22 protein-coding genes are annotated in these 23,482 nt (G+C 42.0%); 7 read left to right on the top strand and 15 right to left on the bottom strand.

Features of this window, described 5'->3' with window-relative positions; translation table 11 throughout:
* The first annotated feature begins 170 nt into the window (after nt 1-170).
* Nucleotides 171-1,070, top strand: a complete 900-nt coding sequence (locus DMZ48_RS11845; RefSeq protein WP_143955367.1) for a MerR family transcriptional regulator — start codon at nt 171-173, stop codon at nt 1,068-1,070.
* Between the two features lie 3 nt (nt 1,071-1,073).
* Here the strand turns inward: DMZ48_RS11845 and DMZ48_RS11840 are convergent, their stop codons facing one another.
* The 5 genes from DMZ48_RS11840 to DMZ48_RS11820 form a co-directional block, all read right to left on the bottom strand.
* The gene (locus DMZ48_RS11840; RefSeq protein WP_143955366.1) at nt 1,074-1,643 is read right to left on the bottom strand and encodes a TlpA disulfide reductase family protein; all 570 of its coding nucleotides are present in this window, start codon (nt 1,641-1,643) and stop codon (nt 1,074-1,076) included.
* A 137-nt stretch (nt 1,644-1,780) separates the two neighbouring features.
* Complete coding sequence (locus tag DMZ48_RS11835; protein ID WP_143955365.1) at nt 1,781-4,051, bottom strand: aconitate hydratase; 2,271 nt, start codon at nt 4,049-4,051, stop codon at nt 1,781-1,783.
* A gap of 213 nt (nt 4,052-4,264) precedes the next feature.
* Nucleotides 4,265-5,218: an AAA family ATPase gene (locus DMZ48_RS11830; protein ID WP_143955364.1), complete on the bottom strand. Its 954-nt coding sequence runs from the start codon at nt 5,216-5,218 to the stop codon at nt 4,265-4,267.
* Between the two features lie 7 nt (nt 5,219-5,225).
* On the bottom strand, nt 5,226-6,659 hold the full coding sequence (locus tag DMZ48_RS11825; RefSeq protein WP_143955363.1) for a peptidylprolyl isomerase: 1,434 nt from the start codon (nt 6,657-6,659) through the stop codon (nt 5,226-5,228).
* Between the two features lie 59 nt (nt 6,660-6,718).
* Nucleotides 6,719-7,576 (bottom strand): peptidyl-prolyl cis-trans isomerase, encoded by an 858-nt coding sequence (locus DMZ48_RS11820; RefSeq protein ID WP_143955362.1) that lies wholly within the window; start codon nt 7,574-7,576, stop codon nt 6,719-6,721.
* 141 nt (nt 7,577-7,717) lie between these two features.
* Between DMZ48_RS11820 and DMZ48_RS11815 the strand changes: the two genes are divergently transcribed.
* Entirely contained in the window at nt 7,718-8,170 is a 453-nt protein-coding gene (locus tag DMZ48_RS11815) for an SRPBCC family protein (RefSeq protein WP_143955361.1), read from the top strand.
* 90 nt (nt 8,171-8,260) lie between these two features.
* Here the strand turns inward: DMZ48_RS11815 and guaB are convergent, their stop codons facing one another.
* From guaB to DMZ48_RS11790, 5 genes are all read right to left on the bottom strand, one after another.
* Nucleotides 8,261-9,733, bottom strand: a complete 1,473-nt coding sequence (gene guaB, locus DMZ48_RS11810) for an IMP dehydrogenase (RefSeq protein ID WP_143955360.1) — start codon at nt 9,731-9,733, stop codon at nt 8,261-8,263.
* Between the two features lie 129 nt (nt 9,734-9,862).
* Nucleotides 9,863-10,726: a hydroxymethylglutaryl-CoA lyase gene (locus DMZ48_RS11805; RefSeq protein WP_143955359.1), complete on the bottom strand. Its 864-nt coding sequence runs from the start codon at nt 10,724-10,726 to the stop codon at nt 9,863-9,865.
* A complete protein-coding gene (locus DMZ48_RS11800) occupies nt 10,713-11,381 on the bottom strand; it encodes an HAD family hydrolase (RefSeq protein ID WP_143955358.1) in 669 nt (222 codons plus the stop codon). The genes DMZ48_RS11805 and DMZ48_RS11800 overlap by 14 nt, the downstream gene beginning before the upstream one ends.
* 54 nt (nt 11,382-11,435) lie before the next feature.
* Nucleotides 11,436-12,062, bottom strand: coding sequence for a LysE family translocator (locus DMZ48_RS11795; RefSeq protein WP_143955357.1), 627 nt, complete (start codon nt 12,060-12,062; stop codon nt 11,436-11,438).
* A complete protein-coding gene (locus DMZ48_RS11790; protein ID WP_143955356.1) occupies nt 12,059-13,078 on the bottom strand; it encodes a quinone-dependent dihydroorotate dehydrogenase in 1,020 nt (339 codons plus the stop codon). The genes DMZ48_RS11795 and DMZ48_RS11790 overlap by 4 nt, the downstream gene beginning before the upstream one ends.
* Before the next feature lie 115 nt (nt 13,079-13,193).
* On the opposite strand from DMZ48_RS11790, the gene pepT reads away from it, so the two are divergent.
* Nucleotides 13,194-14,423 (top strand): peptidase T, encoded by a 1,230-nt coding sequence (gene pepT, locus DMZ48_RS11785; protein WP_143955355.1) that lies wholly within the window; start codon nt 13,194-13,196, stop codon nt 14,421-14,423.
* A 7-nt stretch (nt 14,424-14,430) separates the two neighbouring features.
* Entirely contained in the window at nt 14,431-15,033 is a 603-nt protein-coding gene (locus tag DMZ48_RS11780; protein WP_143955354.1) for a YdeI/OmpD-associated family protein, read from the top strand.
* Between the two features lie 52 nt (nt 15,034-15,085).
* Here the strand turns inward: DMZ48_RS11780 and yajC are convergent, their stop codons facing one another.
* From yajC to DMZ48_RS11760, 4 genes are all read right to left on the bottom strand, one after another.
* A complete protein-coding gene (yajC, locus tag DMZ48_RS11775; RefSeq protein ID WP_143955353.1) occupies nt 15,086-15,376 on the bottom strand; it encodes a preprotein translocase subunit YajC in 291 nt (96 codons plus the stop codon).
* Nucleotides 15,377-15,395: 19 nt separating this feature from the next.
* Entirely contained in the window at nt 15,396-15,869 is a 474-nt protein-coding gene (locus tag DMZ48_RS11770; RefSeq protein WP_143955352.1) for a DUF1573 domain-containing protein, read from the bottom strand.
* A gap of 113 nt (nt 15,870-15,982) precedes the next feature.
* Complete coding sequence (gene nusB, locus DMZ48_RS11765) at nt 15,983-16,924, bottom strand: transcription antitermination factor NusB (protein ID WP_242009190.1); 942 nt, start codon at nt 16,922-16,924, stop codon at nt 15,983-15,985.
* Nucleotides 16,925-17,013: 89 nt separating this feature from the next.
* Nucleotides 17,014-18,117, bottom strand: coding sequence for a Glu/Leu/Phe/Val family dehydrogenase (locus DMZ48_RS11760; protein ID WP_143955351.1), 1,104 nt, complete (start codon nt 18,115-18,117; stop codon nt 17,014-17,016).
* Between the two features lie 126 nt (nt 18,118-18,243).
* Between DMZ48_RS11760 and DMZ48_RS11755 the strand changes: the two genes are divergently transcribed.
* The 3 genes from DMZ48_RS11755 to DMZ48_RS11745 all read left to right on the top strand — a co-directional run bounded on the left by DMZ48_RS11755 (nt 18,244) and on the right by DMZ48_RS11745 (nt 23,058).
* Nucleotides 18,244-20,004: an ABC transporter ATP-binding protein gene (locus DMZ48_RS11755; RefSeq protein ID WP_143955350.1), complete on the top strand. Its 1,761-nt coding sequence runs from the start codon at nt 18,244-18,246 to the stop codon at nt 20,002-20,004.
* 73 nt (nt 20,005-20,077) lie between these two features.
* Complete coding sequence (locus DMZ48_RS11750) at nt 20,078-20,461, top strand: PUR family DNA/RNA-binding protein (protein WP_143955349.1); 384 nt, start codon at nt 20,078-20,080, stop codon at nt 20,459-20,461.
* A gap of 77 nt (nt 20,462-20,538) precedes the next feature.
* On the top strand, nt 20,539-23,058 hold the full coding sequence (locus tag DMZ48_RS11745) for a M14 family metallopeptidase (RefSeq protein ID WP_143955348.1): 2,520 nt from the start codon (nt 20,539-20,541) through the stop codon (nt 23,056-23,058).
* A 49-nt stretch (nt 23,059-23,107) separates the two neighbouring features.
* Here DMZ48_RS11745 and DMZ48_RS11740 read toward each other — a convergent pair whose 3' ends face one another.
* Entirely contained in the window at nt 23,108-23,446 is a 339-nt protein-coding gene (locus tag DMZ48_RS11740) for a tRNA-binding protein (RefSeq protein ID WP_143955347.1), read from the bottom strand.
* Between the last annotated feature and the right edge of the window lie 36 nt (nt 23,447-23,482).

The raw sequence follows: 23,482 nt of genomic DNA, 5'->3' as shown, positions 1-23,482 counted from the left end.
AATATCCTTAATTTTTATAAATAAATACTCAAAATCAATCAACATTAACCAACTCATTAAAAAATTATATGAAGTTTCGATGAACTGTTAAAAATGTTGAACTTTATTAGTAATTCACCTATAAATAATGAAAAGATTCATACTTTTGTTTATACTTTTTGGGGCTAAGTATGAACAATGTAAAAGTAAATTTCAGCATCAGAGATCTGGAAAATCTTTCCGGGATCAAAGCACACACTATAAGGATCTGGGAAAAACGTTACAACCTACTGGAACCCAACCGAACTGACACGAACATCCGCTTTTACTCTCTGGCCTCACTTCAGAAATTGCTGAACATAACCTTATTATACAATAATGGTTACAAGATCTCCAAAATCGCTTCCATGGATCCGGATGAGATTCCGGCGGCTGTAAAAGATATTGTTGCCAAACAAAGCATCAAGAATCATACATTGAATGCTTTTAAGCTTGCCATGATCAACTTCGATCAGAATTTATTTCTCAGCACTTACAATCAACTATTACGGGAAAAATCATTTCGGGAAATTTTCTTTGAACTTTTCATCCCTTTACTGAACGAACTCGGCTATTTGTGGCAGACGAACACGATATCACCTGCACATGAGCACTTTATAAGCCATTTGGTGAAGCAGAAGATCCATGTGAACATCGAAAAGGCTCAACTCTATCCACCTACGAATGACAGTCGTACATTCGTGATGTTCCTTCCTGAAAATGAGATCCATGAGATCGGTCTACTATATTTGACCTATGAATTGGCCAGACTGGGCTATCGCGCGATCTACCTGGGACAGTCCGTGCCCATGCAGAATCTCAAAGACATCGAGAATTACTATGACAACCTTGTATTTATAACCTATTTTACCATATCACCTGCCTTGCGGGAAGTACCGGAATACCTGCAACAATTCAGTCAGGAGATTCTCAAAGGCGGGACCGGAGCGTTATGGGTACTGGGTAAACAGCTTGAATCACTGGCTCCTAAAGAAATCCCCAAGGGAATTGAAACTTTCCGCAGCCTGAGAGAAGTGATCAGTCATGTGTAATCATCATTCTTGCAGTAACGCATCGAACATTTCAAATACTTTCTGACTATTCCACTTTCTTGCCATTCGATCATCAGCCACTACGATTGTACCATCTTTAGCGATCACAAATGAAGCTGGAATATATTTGGAGATCATTTGGTCCGGCACAGCTGTCAAGGACTGAAAGACCGGAATGGTGTACCCCTTATCCTTAAGGAACTCCTGAATTACAGGAGCTTGTTCATTCGAGACGAACAGGAATTTTACACGATCCTGGTACTTTTCATATAATTCCTGCATTCCCGGCATTTCTGCAATACAGGAAGGGCACCAGGTAGCCCAAAAGTTTACGAGAACCACCTCCCCTTTCAAACTGGCGAACTTCAAATTTTGCCCATCTAAGGCACGTAATTCCCAATCATAATGTTGCAACGTTTGCTGCTCATCATCATCGACCATGCCCGGACTAAAGGAGATCAATCGATTCACAAAGACCTTGACAGGAGTTCCTATTGGTGTAAATGCGATTAAAAACAAGAGTACTGCCAGTACGCTATCGATAAGTATACGTTTCTTCTTGGATCCTTTCATGTTTGCCAGTTTTCTGCACGCAAAGTACTGATTAATTTTAATCACCTCTGTCACCCTTGTCACATAAGGTTTACTTATTTCTATGAAATAAAAAAGGCTTCCCAAGGGAAGCCTTTTTATCTATATACAGAATTTTATTAAGCATTCTGAGCCTTGATCAGGTTTAATGCAGATCCGGCCTTAAACCAGGCGATCTGTCCCTGATTATAAGAATGATTCAATTTGATCTCCTCTTTGGAACCGTCTGCATGAACGATCTCCAAAGTCAATGGAGTCTCCGGTGCAAAGTTCTCAAGGTCGATGAAGTTAAAGGTATCATCTTCCAGGATCTTATCATAATCATTCTCATTGGCGAAGGTAAGCGCAAGCATCCCTTGCTTTTTAAGGTTAGTTTCGTGAATACGCGCAAACGATTTAACGATCACTGCTCTTACGCCTAAATGTCTTGGCTGCATAGCAGCGTGCTCACGTGAAGAACCTTCTCCATAGTTATGGTCACCCACAACGATCGATGGTACTCCTTTAGCCTTGTATTCGCGTTGTACATCAGGAACTCCTCCGTACTCACCAGTCAACTGACTTTTCACGAAATTAGTCTTCTGATTGAATGCATTTACAGCACCGATCAGTGTATTGTTTGCGATGTTATCGAGATGCCCTCTGAAACGCAACCATGGACCTGCCATTGAGATGTGGTCTGTGGTACATTTTCCGAACGCTTTGATCAGTAGTTTAGCACCGGTGATATTCTTACCATCCCATGGCTTGAAAGGCTCAAGAAGCTGTAGTCTTTCAGACTCAGGAGAAACGATAACTTCAACGCCGCTACCATCTTCAGCCGGAGAGATATAACCTGCATCTTCCACTGCAAATCCTTCCGGAGGTAATTCATAACCTCTTGGTTCATCAAGCATCACTTCCTCCCCATCTTCATTGATAAGTTTATCGGTTAACGGGTTAAAGTCAAGACGACCTGAAATCGCAATCGCAGTTACAAGCTCAGGAGAACCTACGAATGCCATTGTATTCGGGTTACCATCTGCTCTTTTCGCAAAGTTTCTGTTGAAGGAATGTACGATAGTATTGCGATCCTGATCGGTTGCACTTCCACCGTAACGATCCCACATTCCGATACATGGTCCGCAAGCATTGGCAAATACGGTAGCACCGATCTCATCAAAGGTCTTGATGAATCCGTCGCGCTCGATCGTATAACGCACCTGCTCCGATCCCGGAGTGATCGTAAAGTTAGATTTCGTCTTTAATTTTTTATCAGCCACCTGTTTTGCAAGTGAAGCTGCTCTGGAAATATCTTCGTAAGATGAGTTGGTACAGGAACCTATTAGTCCGTACTCCACTTTAAGAGGCCAATCATTTGCCTTGGCAGCCTCCCCCATTTTAGAGATAGGCGTTGCAAGATCCGGAGTAAATGGTCCGTTCAGGTGTGGCTCAAGTTCATCAAGATTGATCTCGATCACCTGATCGAAATATTGCTCAGGATTCGCATATACTTCAGGATCTGCGGTAAGGTACTCTTTCACCTCATTTGCAGCATCTGCTACATCGGCACGATCGGTCGAACGCAGGTAACGATCCATAGACTCATCATAACCAAAGGTAGAAGTGGTAGCACCAACCTCAGCACCCATGTTACAGATGGTTCCTTTCCCTGTACAAGACATAGAAGTTGCACCTTCGCCGAAATATTCTATGATAGCTCCGGTTCCCCCTTTTACGGTAAGGATTCCGGCCACTTTCAGGATTACATCTTTAGGAGCGGTCCATCCGGAAAGTTTTCCGGTAAGTTTAACTCCGATCAATTTAGGGAATTTGAGTTCCCATGGCATTCCAGACATAACATCAACAGCATCCGCTCCACCAACACCGATAGCAACCATTCCTAGTCCGCCGGCATTTACAGTATGAGAATCGGTACCGATCATCATACCCCCTGGGAACGCATAGTTCTCAAGTACTACCTGGTGAATAATCCCTGCACCCGGTTTCCAGAATCCGATGCCATATTTATTTGATACTGATTCAAGGAAATCGAATACTTCATTACTGGTTTCATTTGCTCTTTTCAAATCGGCATCTGCACCTACCTTAGCCTGGATCAGGTGATCACAATGTACTGTGGTTGGTACCGCTACCTTAGGTTTACCGGCATGCATGAACTGCAATAATGCCATCTGAGCAGTTGCATCCTGACAAGCGATCCTGTCCGGCGCAAAATCAACATAATCCTTTCCACGGGTAAACGCATTTGAAGGCGTTCCTTCCCAAAGGTGAGAATACAATATTTTCTCCGATAAGGTCAGTGGTTTCCCGGTCAGTTCACGAGCTTTATCCACCCGTTCTGCCATGGAAGCATAGACCCCCTTTATCATATCAATATCAAAAGCCATATTAAGTTTTTTATTTAATTTGAAAGTCCTGCGAAATTACGAAAAACCATACAGATTTTAAAGTTTTTAATAAAACATTACAGTCACTGTAAATTATGTGAAAATTCGCAATAAAAATCACCTTTTTCACAAAAATATCTTCCTGAAATCAAAGTATTGCTGCGAATATCTCAAAGAAAGATATGCAGGGTATTTTGCGTAAAATCAACCCTATCAATAGAGTGAAGTAATGATTTCTTCCAGAGAAATGTTCTCTGCGTCTGCTTTGTAGTTTTTGAGCACTCTATGCCTTAAGATTCCGGGAGCCACCGCCTGTACATCTTCAATATCAGGGGTATATTTTCCTTTGATCAATGCATTTGCTTTAGCCGCCAGGATCAGGTTTTGTGATGCACGAGGTCCGGCACCCCAATCGACATAGTTATTAATCTTTTCTGTAGCCATTTCCGTACCCGGCCTGGTCTTACTTACAAGCTTCACAGCATATTCGATCACATTGTCAGTAACCGGTACTCTTCGAACAAGATGCTGTATGGCCACGATCTCGTCAGCAGTGAACAATGGCTTCACCGTATAGACTTCATCATTCGTGGTCGCTTTTACAACAGCCACTTCTTCCTGATAGCTCGGGTAATTAAGCTCTACAGCAAACATAAAACGGTCTAATTGCGCTTCCGGAAGCGGATAAGTCCCTTCCTGCTCAATCGGGTTCTGAGTAGCCAGCACGAAGTATGGGAGTGATAAAGGATAGTGTTTTCCGGAAACGGTCACCGCTCTTTCCTGCATGGCTTCCAGTAATGCTGATTGCGTTTTAGGTGGTGTACGGTTGATCTCATCCGCAAGTATGATATTACCGAAAACAGGTCCCTTGATGAATTTAAACTCACGGTTCTGATCCAGGATCTCACTACCGAGAATATCACTTGGCATAAGATCCGGAGTAAACTGTATCCTCCTGAATTCAAGTCCGAGCGCCTTGGCAATAGTATTGACCATCAAGGTCTTTGCCAATCCCGGAACCCCGATCAACAGGGTATGTCCTCCGGAATAGATAGACAAAAGAATTTCATCGATCACCTTTTCCTGGCCGATAATGACCTGGGCGATCTCCTTTTTCAATAAGGTGTGTTTCTCAACAAGATTTTTTACTGCGGTAACGTCAGACATGCATGAATTATTTTTTCAGCCAGTTACTGTGGAAATCACAGGACTGACTTTCAGGACTAACGCTAATATAAGTATCTTTTATCTTTTCATTCATCCATTTTTCAATTTCCTTGAACTGTTTTTCTTTCAATGCAAGTTCCTTGATCTTTACGTAATCCTGAATATAATCTGCTTTGTGGGCTGAATACCTTTTATTGATCTTGATAATCTTATAGGTAACACCACCGGATCTGGTTTCCTGTAGCAAAGGTCTCGAGATCTCTTCTCCCTGTAATTTACTTACCTGTCCATAAAGAATAGGGTCCATTTTAGTCAGCTCAAAGCGTGTATCAAAGGTGTTTGGATTTCGGAGAACTCCACCGTCAAAACGGGTTTCTTTCTGATCTGAAAAGTTTCGGGCTGCCTCTTCGAATGTAAATTTCCCGTCGTTGATCATAGAACGGATACTGTCTAATTCAACCTTTGCATCTTCTTTAGCCTTCTCGGAAACTTCCGGAATCACCAGAATATGACGAACATCGAGCTCCTGCCCGCGAATCTTCTCTACTTTGATGATGTGGAACCCAAACTGAGTCTCGAAAGGCTCAGAGATCTCACCCTCTCTCAGGGTGAATGCCACATCTTTAAATTCCTGTACGAATTGAGAATTCTTGGTGATCGTGTAGATCCCTCCGTTTTGATTCTTACCCGGGTCATCGGAGTAAAGCGTTTGCTTGATGGCAAAACTCGAACCGTTATCTTCAATATCTCTTTTAAAAGTCAAAAGTTTATCGATCGCTTTTTGTTTGGCTTCTTCCGTCGGTTTTGGTTCCTTTACGATCTGAGCGATCTCCACCTCATCACCGAAATACGGACGTTCATCTTCCGGAAGGGCATCATACCACTGACGTACTTCTTCGGGAGTGATCTCAACTTCCTCAACAACCTTACCTCTCATTCGCTGCGCCAACTGAGCGTTCTTGATAATGTCAAAGAGCTCATCCTTTAGCTCTTTCTCTGAATTCTTATTATAAAAATTCAACACCTTCTCCATGGAACCAACCTGAGCCACCAATTGTGACATCTGGTTCTCCACATAACTATTCACTTCCACATCACCCACTATGATACTATCCTGAATGGCCTGATGCGTATACATTTTTTCTTCCATGAGATTACCCAACACCTCACATCGGGTGATGTTATTGGTATCGAACCCCTGCATTTTCATATCGATAAACTGCTTATCAATATCAGATTCCAGGATCACAAAATCACCAACTACCGCAGAAACACCATCGATCTTAACACGGTTTCCTCTGTTTTCAACTGTATCCCTGACTTTGGTTTCCACGGGTCCTGTAGAAGCATCTGCTATCAGATCCTGAGCCTGAACCGATCCTGAGATCATTCCTGCTGCGGTTAATACTATTGCACTGGTGACATTAAATAATTTCCTCATTGTATTCCTGTTACACTATTATCAGGGACCTATGATCACTGCCCTGCTTTAAGTTCTTATTATTTTTCTAAATAAACTTCAAATTCCTTTTTCCCGGTCGCTTCATTCAGGAGATCCTTTTCCAGATTTCTTATAAACTCCAGTTTACGTCTGTTAAGGATTATTTTCTTCACTGTCGGCTCCACATACACCAGGGGCGCTGTTTCTGTGCGATTTAGCACATCGTTCACGGCAACCAAATATACCCCTAAAGAATCGGAAAGCTCAAAAAATTGTGATTTTTTTAAATATTTGTCCTGATTGTCGGTATTGATGACGGGGATCTTCTGGATCACCTCGGAAGCTCTAACCCAAACTGAGTCGTTCAAAGAATAGAATTTAAACTTCAAAGCCATTTGCTGCAGGTCTGCGACATCATCTTCTGAGAAGTCCCTGAACTTACTTCGAACTTCCCCTAACTCAGTGAATTCTTTACTTACACTCAGATATCGCAGTTTTATAAGATCTTCATTCAGTTTAAAATTAGCCTTATTCTGCTCATAGAAAGTTTCCATTTCTGATTGAGATACCACCGTATCCATCGATTTGGAAACCAATGCCTCCTTATAGGCATTGATGTACAGATCTGCCCGGTACTGCTCTACCAACCTTTCAAACTCTGCCTGCTTGGATGCACTCAGATTGATCCGGGCCCTATCCAGCAACAATTGCTTTTGCGCCCAATCATTTATATAGTTGTTGATATAAATAAGACTATCCTCACTACTGCGATTCCCTGTATTTAAACGGCTGATCTCTTCCTTAAGAAGATAATGGTCTCCTACCCGTGCTACCGGATCGATAACCGTATCCTTTTTAAAGAAATTACATCCCGTAAATAAAATTAAAGCTAAAAATAAAACGCCTCTATAGATCATTTGAACTTACTGCTTAAACAGATGGCCAATTCCGGCAAAATTAAGAATATGGAAATATAATACAACATTTTTATTGGAAGGATGTGATAAACCCGATTTAACGAAGTTTTTGTAAATTAAAAGGATAAAATTAAATAGTACATGAAGTATGAGGAAATCATCGTGATCGATGCCCCAAGAGATGAAGTCATTACCCGATTCAGTAACGCAGAAAACCTGAAACACTGGCAGGAAGGCTTCCTCAATTACCGTCCTATTTCAGGAAAACCCGGACAATTGGGCTCTCAATCTGAACTCACCTATAAAATGGGTAATCGGGAGATCATTATGAAAGAGACGATTTCCCATAATAATTTTCCCGACGCCTTGCATGCCACTTATGAAGCCGATGGCGTTTTCAATCAGCAACAGAATTTTTTCGAGGTCTATGAAGACGACAAAACTTTATGGAGATCGGTAAGTGAATTTAAATTCACCGGAATCCTGATGAAGGCGATGGGTTTTCTAATGCCGGGTGCGTTTAAGAAACAAAGTCGTAAATACATGACCGATTTTAAAGCCTGGGTAGAAAACGGCACCTCAGTTGCCCCGTAAAAAAATGCCACGAATAGTATTGATCAAAGTACCCTTTGGATACGTAAATGATGAATACTATTCGTGGCAAATTAATTTTATTCAACCGACTTAACGGCTATAGTTCGGAGCCTCCTTGGTGATGGTAACATCATGCGGATGACTTTCATTGATACCACTGGCAGTGATCTTAACGAATCTTCCGTTCTCCTTAAGGGCTTCGATATCCTTGGCTCCACAATATCCCATCCCGGCTCTGAGTCCGCCGATGAATTGATGCATACTTTCGTAAAGTTCACCTTTATAAGGAACGCGACCAACGATACCTTCGGGAACCAACTTTTTAAGATCATCCTCCACATCCTGAAAATAACGATCTTTACTTCCCTGTTTCATGGCCTCCACAGAACCCATACCACGGTATGATTTATATTTTCTACCATCGTAGATAATGGTTTCACCCGGAGATTCTTTTGTTCCGGCAAGCAAGGAACCTAGCATTACACAATCGGCACCAGCCGCAACAGCCTTTGGTATATCCCCTGTGTAGCGAATACCTCCGTCAGCGATTACCGGTACTCCGGAACCTTTAATGGCGGCCGCTACTTCCAGAACCGCAGAGAATTGTGGAAAACCTACCCCGGCCACTACACGTGTCGTACAGATCGAACCGGGACCGATACCAACTTTTACCGCGTCTGCACCGTTCTCTACTAAATATTGTGCTGCTTCTGCAGTAGCGATGTTTCCTACTACCACTTCCAAATCCGGAAATTTATTCTTCACTTCCTTCAATATAGTCACCACTCCACGAGTATGGCCATGAGCAGTATCGATCACAACCGCATCAACACCTGCATTCACTAAGGCCGTAGCTCTTTCTACTGCATCTCCGGTAACACCGATTGCTGCAGCCACTCTCAACCTGCCGAATTGATCTTTATTCGCGATCGGTTTTTGAGTTAATTTTGTTATATCTCTGAATGTGATAAGTCCGATCAGTTTCGCCTCGGAATTTACTACAGGTAGTTTTTCGATCTTATTTTCCTGAAGGATATCTTCAGCATCCGCCAGAGAAGTACCTTCTGCTGCAGTCACCAGATTCTCACTGGTCATGACCTCGATGATCGGGCGGGCATCATTTTTTTCAAAACGAAGATCCCGGTTGGTTACGATCCCCTTCAGATAACCATTTTCATCTACGATCGGAATACCTCCGATACTATGTTCTCTCATGTTGTTCTTGGCATCAAGCACCGTAGAGTTCATCGGCAAAGTTACAGGATCGATGATCATACCACTTTCGGCACGTTTCACCTTTCTTACTTTGGTAGCCTGCTCCTCAATGGTCATATTCTTATGAAGTACACCTATACCTCCTTCTCTCGCCATCGCAATCGCCATCTTGCTTTCCGTTACCGTATCCATCGCAGCGGAAACGATAGGTACATTCAGCGTAATATTTCTGGTAAATTTTGATTGGATATTCACTTCTCTGGGGAGTACTTCCGAAAAGTTCGGAACGAGAAGCACATCATCGTAGGTTAAACCTTCACCTACCAATTTGGAATCATGAGCTTTCATATTGCAACTTCTAATTTAGTTGCATGCAAATATACTCCTTTTTTAAGAAATAAATCTAAATGTTTTCTAAAGAAAATCAGAGAAAAAAAACCGGGTTTCAATATTGATTTTCAACCTGATAAATCTATTCTAACCGTAAACAGGGAATATCTTAAGCGCTTCGTTATAGGCACTCTCAAAGCTCATCGCTCTGATATTCGAATCTGCCTTCACAGAATTACAATACGAGATCAGCTTTTCCATAGGCATATTACCTGTGAGTTCATCCTTGGCCATGGGGCAACCACCAAAGCCCTGGATCGCTCCGTCAAACCTCCTGCATCCCGCCCGATAAGCCGCATCCACTTTTTCAAACCAACTATCCGGAGTGGTATGAAGATGTGCTCCGAACTCTATGCCCGGGTATAACGGTATCAACTCCTGAAACAAGTAAGATATCACTTCCGGTGTTGAGCTGCCGATAGTGTCTGACAAGGAAAGAATGCGAATTCCCATCGAAGATAACTTTTGGGTCCACTCTCCCACGATGCTTACATCCCACGGATCTCCATACGGGTTCCCGAAGCCCATCGACAGATACGCAACCACTTCCTTATCACTACGGCCTGCAATAGCAAGGATTCTTTCAAGAACCCCGATACTCTCTGCTATTGTTTTATGCGTATTACGCATTTGAAAATTCTCGGAGATCGAAAATGGGTACCCCAGGTAATCGATCTGAGGAAACACTGATGCATCCTGAGCCCCCCTTTCATTGGCGACGATCGCCAGTAGTTTACTTTGCGTCGAACTCAGATCAAGCCCCTCCAGTACTTCTGCCGTATCCCTCATCTGAGGAATGGCCCTCGGAGAAACAAAACTGCCGAAATCAACCGTATCGAATCCGCATCGCAACAACGACTGAATATAGGCCGTTTTCATCGCCGCCGGAATATAGGTTTTGATCCCCTGCATCGCATCGCGGGGACATTCGATCAGCTTAACTTTTTCCATCGGTAAAAATTTCGTTGATCCTGGCTCCGGTCAGTACATCAAAGTCATCGATGATCAAATCTGCTTTACTCAGATCCTGATTCCCTGAATTCGGATTATAATACCCTATACAATGCATTTCTGCCGCTTTCGCTGCATGAACTCCATTTCTGCTATCCTCGATAACCAAAAACTTATCTGTATCTTCAGCATACAGCGAAGCTACCTTTAAAAAAATATCAGGAAAGGGTTTACTGCGTTCAAGCTCTTCCCCACTTACCAGATGATCGAAATAATCGCCAATACCGAGTTGATCCATCACCAGGCTTATCAGTTTTTTCGGTGAAGAAGAAGCCACGGAGAGCCCATAACCGCTTTCCCTGATCCGTTGCAACAAATCATGAATTCCCGGGGTAGGCTGTAACAGCTCCCCTTCCAGCATACGATAGAACATGTCCTTATGACCAGACTGCATCGCTTCCAGGGAATGAGGAATATCAAAATCACGGATTAATTTTTCCCACATGGGTTTATTAGCAGTACCCACAAGTGTATCGTGATAGCTTTTAGAAAATTCGATGCTCAGGGAATTCATCACCGCTTTCAATACTTTAAAATGGAAGGGCTCACTATCTACCAGTACCCCATCCATATCAAAGATTATATATCGATCCATAAATAATTGCTTAAGGTAGCAACCAAAGATAATTATCCTGTCTGCCTTTCACAATTAATTTTCAGAAAGGAGAATAAATATGCCAAGACCGGTGAACACGACTATCTGCAACCATTTGAGAAAACTCCCCACGCCTTTGTGACCGCCTACATAACCGGCTATCTTCCCGGCGAGTATCGCTATAAGTCCGAATACTATAAAAGAAGTCATAATGAACAAGCCACCAAGAACATAAAACTGAGCCACATGACTCATGCTATCACTGAATAAGAACCCCGGAAAAAAGGCAAGAAAGAATATCGAAACTTTAGGATTCAAAACATTCATAAAAAAACCCTGAATATACAACTTACCCACACTCTTTCTTGGAGTCGCCCCCTGCCTAAGGTCGATACCCGAAGGACTTCGAAAAACTTTATAAGCCAGATAAAAAAGATACAAAGCTCCGGCGAACTTCAATAAGGTGAACAACAATTCACTCTGCTTGATAACCGCTGAAACCCCCAAAGCAACCAATGAGGTATGGACGAGACAACCCGTCATCAGTCCGGCTACTGTAGCCAGTCCGAATCGCACTCCATGAGTCATACTTTGCAACATAACAAAGATGTTATCAGGTCCCGGAGATAAAGCCAGCATTGCCGAAGCGGCAATAAACGTATATATCAGATCGAAATTCAAGATCTGGCGATGATTGCCTTATTGATGCTTTTCACCAGTTGTGGTCCTTCATAGATAAAACCTGTATAGATCTGCACCAAAGCAGCACCAGCTTCCAGTTTCTCGATCGCATCCTCAGCCGAATGAATACCCCCTACACCGATGATCGGAAATGCATTATCACTTTCTCTCGAAAGAAAACGTATCACCTCAGTAGACTTTGCCGTCAAAGGCTTCCCACTCAATCCTCCAACTTCCGAACGATTCACTGACTTTAAGCCTTCTCTTTCGATGGTCGTATTGGTCGCGATCACCCCTGCAATACCCGTAACCTTCACAATTTCGATGATATCCAGTAACTGCGATTCTGTAAGATCGGGAGCGATCTTTAGGAGTATAGGTTTTTGTTTTGGTCTTTTGCTATTGAGATCCTGCAGGGTATTCAGCAGAAAGGTCAACGGCTCCTTATCCTGTAAAGCCCGTAAATTCGGAGTATTAGGTGAACTCACATTCACTACGAAATAATCAACGTAATCATACAAGGCTTCAAAACATAATTTATAATCTTCGACAGCTTCTTCATTCGGCGTCACCTTATTCTTACCGATGTTCCCGCCGATCAGTACGCCTTTATTCTTTTTTAACCGGGTAACCGCTTCTGCTACACCGCCATTGTTAAAGCCCATTCTGTTGATGATCCCTTTATCCTCTTTCAGACGAAATAATCGCTTTTTAGGATTTCCGGGTTGTGGTTTTGGCGTAAGCGTTCCGATCTCAATAAATCCAAAACCAAAATCCGACAGTTCATTGAACAATTTGGCATCTTTATCCAATCCTGCAGCAAGTCCAACCGGGTTTTTAAAATGCAATCCGAAAACTTCTCTTTCCAAAGAAGGATCTTCCACTTTATGCAATGCACGGATCAATGCAGGAACTCCCGGGATCCAATGTAAAAATTTAATGAGGTCGAATGTAAAATAATGAACCTTTTCAGGATCAAAACGGAATAATAACGGGCGAATTATCGATTTATACATGCAGGATTTAGTTTCGGCAAAAATAATCTAAATGCAGTTCAAAAAGAAGTAATTTAAAGCTTTAATAGTTCCTTCAAATGACGCAATAATAGTATTTTTGATCAAAATTTCCATTATGAAACCTATTGTAGAACGATTCATTCGATATATCTCGATCGATACGCAGTCAGACTCCGCATCCGACACCACCCCCAGTACGGAAAAGCAATGGGAGCTGGCACGATTGCTTACAGAAGAATTAAAAGCTCTGGGAATGCAGGATGTAACCATCGATGAGCACGCTTATATTATGGCAACACTCCCTTCGAATGTTGCTCATGATGTTCCGGTGATCGGGTTTATTTCACATTTTGACACCTCGCCTGATTATAGCGGAACCGATGTAAAACCGCAGATCATCGAAGCCTATGACGGAAAAGACATTATTTTGAACCAGGAAAAGAACATTGTGCTGTCACCGGATTACTTCGAAGACCTCAAACTCTATGAAGGTCAGACGCTCATCACCACTGATGGAAATACACTTTTAGGGGCCGACGACAAAGCAGGTATTACCGAAATCATGTCTGCGATGCAATTCCTGATCGAACACCCCGAGATCAAACATGGACCGATTCGGGTGGGATTCACCCCGGATGAAGAGATCGGAAGAGGGGCTCACAAATTCGATGTCAAAAAATTTGGTGCTGAATGGGCCTACACCATGGATGGCTCCCAGATCGGTGAGCTGGAATATGAAAATTTCAATGCTGCCGGAGTAACGCTTACATTTAAGGGCAAGAGTGTACACCCAGGATATGCTAAAGGAAAAATGAAGAACTCCCTGCTATACGCGAACGAATTCCTCTCACTTCTTCCTAAAAAGGAAGTACCTCAATACACCGAACACCGTGAAGGATTCTTCCATTTTTACGGAATGGATGGTGGAATTGAGAAAACGACCATCAAAGGAATCATCCGCGATCATGACCGTGATAAGTTCGATGCACGAAAAGCACTGCTCAGAAAGATCGTGGAAGACCTCAATGAAACCTATAGCGATGTTGCGGAAATCACTATTAAAGATCAATATTATAATATGCGTGAGAAGGTAGAACCGGTGATGCATATCGTGGAAATCGCAGAGAAAGCAATGCAGGAACTGCACATAACTCCGATCATCAAACCGATCAGAGGCGGAACTGATGGTTCTCAATTATCCTATATGGGCTTACCCTGTCCTAATATATTTGCCGGAGGACATAATTTCCACGGACCTTATGAATATGTACCGGTACAGAGTATGGAAAAAGCCACTGAAGTGATCGTAAAGATCGCTGAACTTACCGCTGAGAAATACGCCTGATCGAACGATGAAAGAAAAGAACGTTGACGCTTACATAACAGGACAGACACATTGGACCGAAGCGTTACATGCGCTAAGAGCCATGCTACTGAAGAGCGGATTGGAGGAAACCATTAAATGGGGATCTCCGGTGTACACCTTAGCCAATAAAAATGTGGTCGGTCTCTCTGCTTTTAAATCCTATGTCGGCCTCTGGTTCTTTCAGGGAGCATTACTACAGGATGACGACGCTGTATTGATCAACGCCCAGGAAGGTAAAACGGTCGCGATGCGACAATGGCGATTCGATAACCTTCAGCAAATAGAAGAAAACGAATCAAAGATTTTGCATTACCTCAGGGAAGCCATTAAAAATCAAAAAGAAGGCAGAAAGGTGGACACACCTCCCAAGAAAGCAGCACAGACCAATATGCCTGAACTTCTGGAAGAAGCACTGAAGAGCAACGCAGTTCTTAAGCGGAATTTTCACGAGTTAACTCCTTTTAAACAAAAGGAATATTCAGCCTATATCGCGGAAGCAAAAAGAGAGACTACACAACGCTCTAGATTAGAAAAATGCATCCCGATGATCCTGGAGGGAATAGGATTGAATGACAGGTACAGAAAATAAAAAAGAGAGCTTTGAAGGCTCTCTTTTTTTATAACGAACTTTAGGTGTCGTCTTATTTCTTTTCTACGGGAGAAGTATTCAATTTCTGAGACAATTCCAGTGAGATTGCAGAACGCTCGATCTTTAATTTACCTGACATCGTTTCCACGATACAGGTATCATCATTATTAAGATCGATTACCTTCGCATGAATCCCGCTTTTAGTAACGATTTTGTCTCCTCTTTTTAATTCTTGTGCAAATTTCTTCTCCTGCTTTTGTTTTTTTATCTGCGGACGTATCATAAAGAAATACATCACTGCAAATATTAAAATAAAGGGAGCAAACTGATTGATAGCTTCCATTTAAATGTATTTGATAATATTAGGCTTTACTTTCTCCTTCGGCATCACTCTTCGCTTCCACGAATGCCTTGATCACGATCTGTTCTGATCCTTTTTCTGTATTTGCCATAATGGTCACAGTCTTCGAGATATCGTTAACTCCACTGGCATTATATTTAACAAGAATCTCTCCTGTTTCACCTGGCGCAACCGGCTTATCCTCCATCCATTCAGGGATGGTACATCCACAGCTACTTTTTGCACTGGTGATGACTAGAGGAGCATCTCCGGTGTTCTTAAATTTAAAAACCTTCTCAACAGGCACACCTTTTGGAATAGTTCCAAAATCATACACCTTTTCTTCAAAGGTCATTACGGGGAATTTCGTAGCAGCCTCATCACGTTGTTCGGCCATCTCTACATTTTCCGATTTGATCTTTGCACTGGCATCCTCCTTACAGGAAGTAAGCGGAAGAAGCGCACAAATTCCAAGAATCACAAGTACTTTTTTCATTTTAATATCTTTATTAGATTACGATTGATTTCGGGACCGTAATTTACGTTTGAAACCTCAACAGCGCAAGATTTCCACCTTAAAATTACAGAATCGAATGTAAGATAATTATTTTACAACAAACCTCTGCCAGATTTGTTCAGGGAATTATTAGACTGATATTCCTTAACCAGCTTATCGAGAATACCATTTATAAAGATACTACTCTTAGGCGTGGAATATTCCTTAGCTATTTCCAGATACTCATTGATGGTCACTTTTACCGGAATAGACGGGAACTTAAGGAATTCACAAATAGCGAGTTTCAAGAGAATGGAATCGATCTCAGCAATACGTTCAGTATCCCAATTCGGGGTTTTTCCTTCGATCTCCATCATGATCTTCTCATCATTAAGAATCGTTTTTCTGAAGAGATCCATTGCAAACAACTTATCATCCTCATCTTTGAAAAGCGATGGATGGAAGTAATCATCTCCTGATTTAGGCTTCACCTTGCGAAGAAGTTTAAGGATCATGGTATTCACCAAAGGAAGATCATCGATCCAGGTCAGTCTCTTATCCTCAAGAAACTCATATAATTTATCGTTCGGCGCAATGATGTCCTGATAGATCGAGATTACAAGATCGCGATCCTCTTCAAAGCTTTCCTCCTTATTTTCGAGATAAACCTTGTAGACATCGCTCTCACGGATCTCATTCCAAAGAATCTTCACGTACTCATCATCCAGTTCCCACGAAAGTCTGTAATTAGACAATTTCTCGCGAAGATCACCGTCTTCGACCAGTTTCTTAATTACACTATTATTGATGAATTTGGTATTGGGATTCTTTTCTTCCCGGGTTGCGAGGTATTTTTTACTGGAAAGCGTCATCTGTTCCTCTGCCAGTTTCTGTATTTCCACTATGAGTCCGAGGAGATACAGATATAAGTGGTACATACTATCCATACTCACTTTGAGAAACTTTTCCTCCTTTTCCATATCAGTGTTTTCCGATTGAATGAATGCATAAACCGACTGCATTACTTTAACCCTGATTTGCCTTCTTGTTAACATGCTTAAAAGAACTTACCCTTGATAAAAAAATTAAGGCGAAAGCTCAATGCTTTCGCCCTGCAAAAATAAAACTATTTTATAAACCGTGTTTATTTTTTCGCTTCCATTTTTCTTGCATCTATTCTTTGTTGTGCAAGATTCAAGGCAGCTTCATGGGTTGTAATTCCATATTCTTCGGCATGAGCGAAGATCTGAAGTGTGGTTTGATAGATATTTTCCGTCTTTCTCATGATCTCACGTCTGTCATATCCTTCAAGTTCCGCATATACATTGATAATACCTCCGGCATTGATCAGAAAATCGGGAGCATAAGCGATACCCTTTTCCTGTAACATCTTACCGTGACGCTTTTCATCAGCAAGTTGATTATTAGCTGCACCCGCGATCACAGAAGCCTTGATAGCCTTTAGCGTTTCATCATTTATGGTCGCACCCAAAGCACAAGGGGCATAGATATCGAGTTCTTTATCGAACATACGATCTCCCGCCACGATCTCAGCATTATATTTTGCTGACAACTCCTCAAGACGTTGCTGATTGATATCGGTAATATAGATACGGGCACCTTCATTAGACAGGTAATCCACCAAAGATGCTCCTACGTGTCCAACCCCCTGTACCAATACTTTTTTACCTTCGAGATCATCACTGCCCAGACGATATTTCGCTGCAGCTTTCATCCCCATAAAAACACCATAAGCAGTAACTGGTGAAGGGTTTCCTGCACCACCTTTATCTTCAGAGATTCCGGTAACATAAGGAGTTACTTCACGTACGGTATCCATATCAGAGGTTTCCATTCCCACGTCTTCCGCAGTAATATATTTCCCTCCCAGTGAATTTACAAATTCCCCGAAGCGTCTCATGAGCTCAGGAGTCTTTTGTGTTTTAGCATCCCCGATGATCACCGCTTTACCTCCTCCAAGATTGAGTCCGGTTACGGCTGATTTATAGGTCATTCCTCTTGAAAGACGAAGTACATCATTAAGCGCATCCCATTCATTCGCGTAATTCCACATACGGGTACCACCCAAAGCCGGTCCGAGCACTGTATTATGAATACCGATTATTGCTTTTAATCCTGTATCTTTGTCCTGGCAAAAAACGATCTGTTCATGATCATTGAACGAAAGTTGGCCGAAAACGGGATCAACTTTTTTAAGTTCGGTCGGAATTAAAACTTCTGACAACATCTCAATGGTTTTAGATTAACAAATGTTTAAAAATTCAAGGCAAAAATAAAGGATATTTCAATACGAAAGCGTTGTAGTAGCCTTTCATTGAAGATTTGCTAAAATAAATGATTTTGAAAGTTACTTATGAAAGAACTTCGGTTTATTAACAAATACTTTAAAAAATATAAATGGAAATTGATAATAGGCGTTATTATCACTATTATCGCAAGAGTATTTTCACTGGTTCTTCCCGAATATATTCAGATTTCCGTAGATGCTGTTGAGAAATTTATTCTTAACGGAAGTGTCGGTCTCGACGAGGTAAAAGCGAAGCTGTTCAATTATATTCTGATCATCATCGGGTCTGCAATACTCTCCGCATTCTTTACCTTCCTGATGCGTCAGATGATTATCAACGTCTCCAGACATATCGAATTCGACCTGAAGAACGAGGTCTTTCGTCATTATGAGAAACTCACGCTAAACTTCTTCAAACAGAATCGTACCGGAGACCTGATGAACAGGATCAGTGAAGATGTCAGCCAGGTAAGAATGTATGCCGGACCAGCACTCATGTATAGCATTCAGACCATCACACTTTTTGTTTGTGTGATCCCGTTAATGATCTATACCGCCCCCAAGCTGGCGATGTACACATTGATCCCTTTACCCGTATTATCGATACTTATCTATAAGATCAGTAAAGTGATCCATAAAAGAAGTACCGAGGTTCAGCAGTTTCTTTCCAAACTTTCCACGTTTACACAGGAATCCTTTTCAGGGATATCTGTGATCAAGGCTTACGGCATCGAACCCAGAGTACAGAAGGAAGTACTCACGCTTGCGGAAGAAGGAAAGACCACCAGTATGAGTCTGGCAAAAGTAAATGCGTGGTTCTTCCCGTTGATGCTTCTCTTGATAGGCATCAGTAACCTGTTTGTGATCTATGTAGGAGGAATTCAATATATCAACGGAGAAATAGCCACGACGGGAGTTATTTTGAAATTCATCATATATATCAATATGTTAACCTGGCCCGTCGCAACGGTAGGATGGGTGACTTCTATTGTACAACGTGCCGAAGCATCACAAAAAAGGATCAACGAATTTCTGGATGTCGTTCCTGAGATTCAGAACCCCACTATCGATCCTTCGCACATTCATGGAAAGATCGAATTCAGAAATGTCAGCCTGACCTATGACGATACCAATATCACCGCACTCAAAGACCTGAGTTTTACGATCGAAGCAGGACAGACTTTTGCGATCATCGGCAAGACCGGATCCGGTAAATCTACGATTCTGGATCTAATCGGTCGTATGTACGATGTAACTTCAGGGCAGATCCTTATCGACGATGTGCCAATTCAGAAATTAAATCTTGAAAGCCTGAGAAGCAGTATCGGAGCGGTACCTCAGGATGCGTTCCTTTTCTCAGATACGATCGGTAATAATATTCGCTTTGGCAAATCAGATGCTACGGATAAAGAAGTTGAAGAAGCAGCCAGACAATCAGTGGTGCACGAGAATATTTCAGGCTTCACCAAAAAATACGATACCGTTCTCGGTGAACGTGGAATCACTTTGAGTGGTGGACAGAAGCAACGCGTTTCTATTGCCCGAGCCCTTATCAAAAAACCGAAGATCTACCTCTTTGACGATTGCTTGTCGGCCGTGGACACCGAAACGGAAGAAGAAATTCTTAAGAACCTGAAACGCGCTTCTTATCGTAGTACTACGGTGATCGTAAGCCATCGTATCTCATCTTCAAAGAATGCCGATAAAATTCTCGTACTTGAAAACGGTAGTATCAGCCAACAAGGAACTCATAATCAATTAATAAGCAAAGATGGATATTATAAGGAACTTTACTTAAGTCAATTGTCAGAAAAAGAAAACTCCTAAAATTGTTGTTATATTACATTTTTTTTTACATTTTTGATTTTGTTAACAAATTAAAAACCACTTAGGAGAGATTATGAGTGACAAAGGTTTTAGCGAGAAAGATGAGATTTTCTCGAAAGTATTGAGAGCAGGAAGAAGGACATATTTTTTTGATGTGAGAGGTACAAAGGCAGGAGATTATTACCTGACGATAACCGAAAGTAAAAAGTTCACCCATGATGACGGCTCTTATCACTACAAAAAACACAAGATCTACCTTTACAAAGAAGACTTTACTGCTTTTACGGAGATCCTTGAGGAAATGACCGACTACGTGATCGATCAGAAAGGTGAAGAAGTAATCTCTGAAAGACATCAGAAAGACTTCAAAAAAGAAGGATTTTCAGAAAACGACTCTGAAGAAGGAGAGATCGTAAGTACTGAAAAATTCACAGACATAAGCTTTGATGACATATAAGCTACTTTAAAAATATAATTAAAACCGCTTCCTGATTTGGTAGCGGTTTTTTCATTTTAGACCAATCCAACCAAGCTATGAAACGATTTTTACTATCCCTCATTCTGTTTATCAACCTGACTCTTCATGCGCAGCAAACGCTAGATTTGAGCTACTATCTGCCGGAAGGAACTTCATATGACGCTGCCATTCCAACACCCAAGGCGGTCATCGGTCATGAAGTAGGCGAATGGCATGTCACTCACGACAAACTTATCCAGTACATGAAGAAACTATCAGAGGTTTCGCCGCGTATTGTTTACACGGAGAGAGGTACCACTTATGAAGGAAGACCCCTCCCCCTCCTGATCATCACGAGTGCAAAGAACCACTCGAACCTGGAAAATATTAAAAGGGAGCACCTGGCATTGACCAACGCTGGTTCTTTACCCGATATAAGCAACATGCCCGCCGTGGTATATCAGGGATTTTCCATTCATGGAAATGAACCCAGTGGCTCCAATGCAGCACTGGCACTTGCCTATTATCTGGCTGCTGCCAATGGTTCGGAGATCGACTCCATACTCAACAACGTTATTATACTTTTCGACCCGAGTTTCAATCCTGACGGACTTCAGCGATTCTCATACTGGGCAAACACCAACCGAAGTGAACATCTCAACCCTGACAATAATGACCGTGAATTCCATGAAGTATGGCCTGGCGGAAGGACCAATCATTACTGGTTCGATATGAACCGCGACTGGCTACCCGTTCAGTTACCCGAAAGCAGATCGAGAATTGCCAGCTTTCACGAATGGTTACCGAATATCCTCACCGACCATCATGAAATGGGCACCAATTCCTCATTCTTCTTCCAACCCGGAGAACCATCCAGAGTACATCCACTAACTCCAAAACTAAATCAGGAACTCACTGCTGCCATCGGTCAATATCATGTAAAAGGACTCGATAAGATCGGGTCTCTCTATTATTCGGAAGAGAATTATGACGATTATTATTACGGTAAAGGTTCCACCTTTCCCGATGTTAACGGAAGTATCGGAATTCTGTTTGAACAAGGCAGCTCACGAGGTCATGTTCAAAACAGCGTTAACGGTCCGCTCACCTTCCCTTTCACTATTAGAAACCAGTTCACTACTGGATTATCTACTTTAAAGGCTGCCGTTGCACTTCGGGAGGAACTGCTCAAATATCAGCATGATTTCTATGTGCAAACCAAGAAAGAAGTAAAAGGAAGCAAAGGGTACGTTTTCGGAAATCCGAAGGATGCTGCCAGAGCATATCATTTAGCAGAAATTCTCGAAAGACAACAGATCAAGGTATATCCTATCGCTCAGAATAAAGAGATCGACGGTAATAAATTTACGAAGGGACATGCTTATTATGCACCTGCAGATCAGAAAAACATCCGCTTACTAAAGGCGATGTTCGAAACCCGCACCGAATTTGAAGACAGTTTGTTCTATGATATTTCCGCCTGGACCTTCCCACTGGCTTTCGATCTCGACTACAGTGAAACCTCAGGAATTTCAGCTTCAGAATATACAGAAACTCCATTTTCATTGGCTGAAGGAATGGTCACCTCGAAAAGCGAGTATGCCTACCTGTTCGAATGGCATGAATATTATACACCTAAGGCATTGAACAAAATTCTTGGATCAGAAGTTCGGGCTAAAGTCGGAAAGACTCCTTTCGAAGTGGAAGGCAAGAAATACGATTATGGAACGATCATGATACCCGTTGCGGGGCAAAAGCTCGATTCAGATGAGCTATACTCCCTAATGCAGGAAGTGGCCAAAGAAGCTCATATCACTATTCACGGCACCGGAACCGGATACACTCAGGGTATCGACCTCGGAAGTAATGATTTCACAGCTTTGGAAAAGCCAAAAGTAGGTATCATCACCGGTTCCGGGATCACCTCCTATGATGCAGGCGAGATCTGGCATCTTTTCGATCAGCGCTATGCGATGCAGATTACCAAACTAGACGTTGATTATATAGACCGGGTAAATCTCGAAGAATATACTTGTATCATCATTCCAAATACCAGCGGCAGTGGTTTTAATGACAACTTTACCGACAAACTGAAAACGTATGTTCGAAACGGTGGGAATGTGATCGCTTTCCGCAATACACTTCGATGGTTAAAAAGACAAAAACTTGCAGAATTTGACTTTAAAGCATCTGATAAGGAAGAGATTGCCAAGAATATCACTTATGAACAAATGTCTAACTATCAAGGAGCAAAGCTTACAAGCGGAGCCATTTTCGAGGCAAAGATCGATCGCTCACACCCGATCAATTTCGGCTACACAAATAACCATTTAGCTTTGTTCAGAAACACGAACCTCTATTTGGAAGCTGACAAACAAAGTTATAACAACCCGATTCAGTATACGAATAACCCTTTATTAAGTGGCTATATTACCGAAGACAACCTGGAAGTTCTTAAAAACAGCGTTCCCTTCAAAGTAAAGGGGTCAGGCCGAGGAAATATCATCATGTTTACAGATAACCCCAATTTCAGGGCATTCTGGTATGGAACCAATAAACTGATGATGAATGCGGTCTTTTTCGGAAAGATGATGTAAAATAGAAATGAAAAGATAAAAAAGCCCGGATGATATCATCCGGGCTTTTTTATGCGACAGGTAATCCATTGTCAACTTTCTGATCAGGTGACAAGAGAACTACATCATTATCGGGTCCGACCGCACCTATGACCAGACATTCACTCATCATATTTGCGATCTGCTTTTTTGGGAAATTGACAACCGCAACCACTTGTTTTCCAATCAGGGTCTCCTTTTTATACCTACGGGTGATCTGTGCTGAAGATTTCAGAACACCGAGATCCGGTCCAAAATCTATCTGCAGTTTAAAAGCAGGATTTCGGGCTTCCGGAAAATCCTCAGCGCTGATGATCGTACCGACCTTTATTTTAACTTTAGTAAAATCGCTCCATTGAATTTCTTCCATTTCGATCTGAATTTTTATTTCAGATACGAAGTAATC

It is taken from the genome of Robertkochia solimangrovi, from assembly GCF_007279655.1.
GTDB lineage: Bacteria > Bacteroidota > Bacteroidia > Flavobacteriales > Flavobacteriaceae > Robertkochia > Robertkochia solimangrovi.
The sequence above is the reverse complement of the archived record's forward strand: the minus strand, read 5'-3'. Positions and strand labels throughout refer to the sequence as shown.

Bases quoted from the DNA above. Each gene is read 5' to 3' on its own strand.
- DMZ48_RS11745 (WP_143955348.1), top strand. From the start codon at position 20,539: ATGAAACGATTTTTACTATCCCTCATTCTGTTTATCAACCTGACTCTT.
- DMZ48_RS11840 (WP_143955366.1), bottom strand. From the start codon at position 1,643: ATGAAAGGATCCAAGAAGAAACGTATACTTATCGATAGCGTACTGGCA.
- DMZ48_RS11755 (WP_143955350.1), top strand. From the start codon at position 18,244: ATGAAAGAACTTCGGTTTATTAACAAATACTTTAAAAAATATAAATGG.
- pepT (WP_143955355.1), top strand. From the start codon at position 13,194: ATGAAACCTATTGTAGAACGATTCATTCGATATATCTCGATCGATACG.
- DMZ48_RS11740 (WP_143955347.1), bottom strand. From the start codon at position 23,446: ATGGAAGAAATTCAATGGAGCGATTTTACTAAAGTTAAAATAAAGGTC.
- DMZ48_RS11750 (WP_143955349.1), top strand. From the start codon at position 20,078: ATGAGTGACAAAGGTTTTAGCGAGAAAGATGAGATTTTCTCGAAAGTA.
- DMZ48_RS11770 (WP_143955352.1), bottom strand. From the start codon at position 15,869: ATGAAAAAAGTACTTGTGATTCTTGGAATTTGTGCGCTTCTTCCGCTT.
- DMZ48_RS11805 (WP_143955359.1), bottom strand. From the start codon at position 10,726: ATGGAAAAAGTTAAGCTGATCGAATGTCCCCGCGATGCGATGCAGGGG.
- nusB (WP_242009190.1), bottom strand. From the start codon at position 16,924: ATGTTAACAAGAAGGCAAATCAGGGTTAAAGTAATGCAGTCGGTTTAT.
- DMZ48_RS11790 (WP_143955356.1), bottom strand. From the start codon at position 13,078: ATGTATAAATCGATAATTCGCCCGTTATTATTCCGTTTTGATCCTGAA.
- DMZ48_RS11845 (WP_143955367.1), top strand. From the start codon at position 171: ATGAACAATGTAAAAGTAAATTTCAGCATCAGAGATCTGGAAAATCTT.
- DMZ48_RS11800 (WP_143955358.1), bottom strand. From the start codon at position 11,381: ATGGATCGATATATAATCTTTGATATGGATGGGGTACTGGTAGATAGT.
- DMZ48_RS11780 (WP_143955354.1), top strand. From the start codon at position 14,431: ATGAAAGAAAAGAACGTTGACGCTTACATAACAGGACAGACACATTGG.
- yajC (WP_143955353.1), bottom strand. From the start codon at position 15,376: ATGGAAGCTATCAATCAGTTTGCTCCCTTTATTTTAATATTTGCAGTG.
- guaB (WP_143955360.1), bottom strand. From the start codon at position 9,733: ATGAAAGCTCATGATTCCAAATTGGTAGGTGAAGGTTTAACCTACGAT.
- DMZ48_RS11830 (WP_143955364.1), bottom strand. From the start codon at position 5,218: ATGTCTGACGTTACCGCAGTAAAAAATCTTGTTGAGAAACACACCTTA.
- DMZ48_RS11760 (WP_143955351.1), bottom strand. From the start codon at position 18,117: ATGTTGTCAGAAGTTTTAATTCCGACCGAACTTAAAAAAGTTGATCCC.
- DMZ48_RS11820 (WP_143955362.1), bottom strand. From the start codon at position 7,576: ATGATCTATAGAGGCGTTTTATTTTTAGCTTTAATTTTATTTACGGGA.
- DMZ48_RS11835 (WP_143955365.1), bottom strand. From the start codon at position 4,051: ATGGCTTTTGATATTGATATGATAAAGGGGGTCTATGCTTCCATGGCA.
- DMZ48_RS11815 (WP_143955361.1), top strand. From the start codon at position 7,718: ATGAAGTATGAGGAAATCATCGTGATCGATGCCCCAAGAGATGAAGTC.
- DMZ48_RS11825 (WP_143955363.1), bottom strand. From the start codon at position 6,659: ATGAGGAAATTATTTAATGTCACCAGTGCAATAGTATTAACCGCAGCA.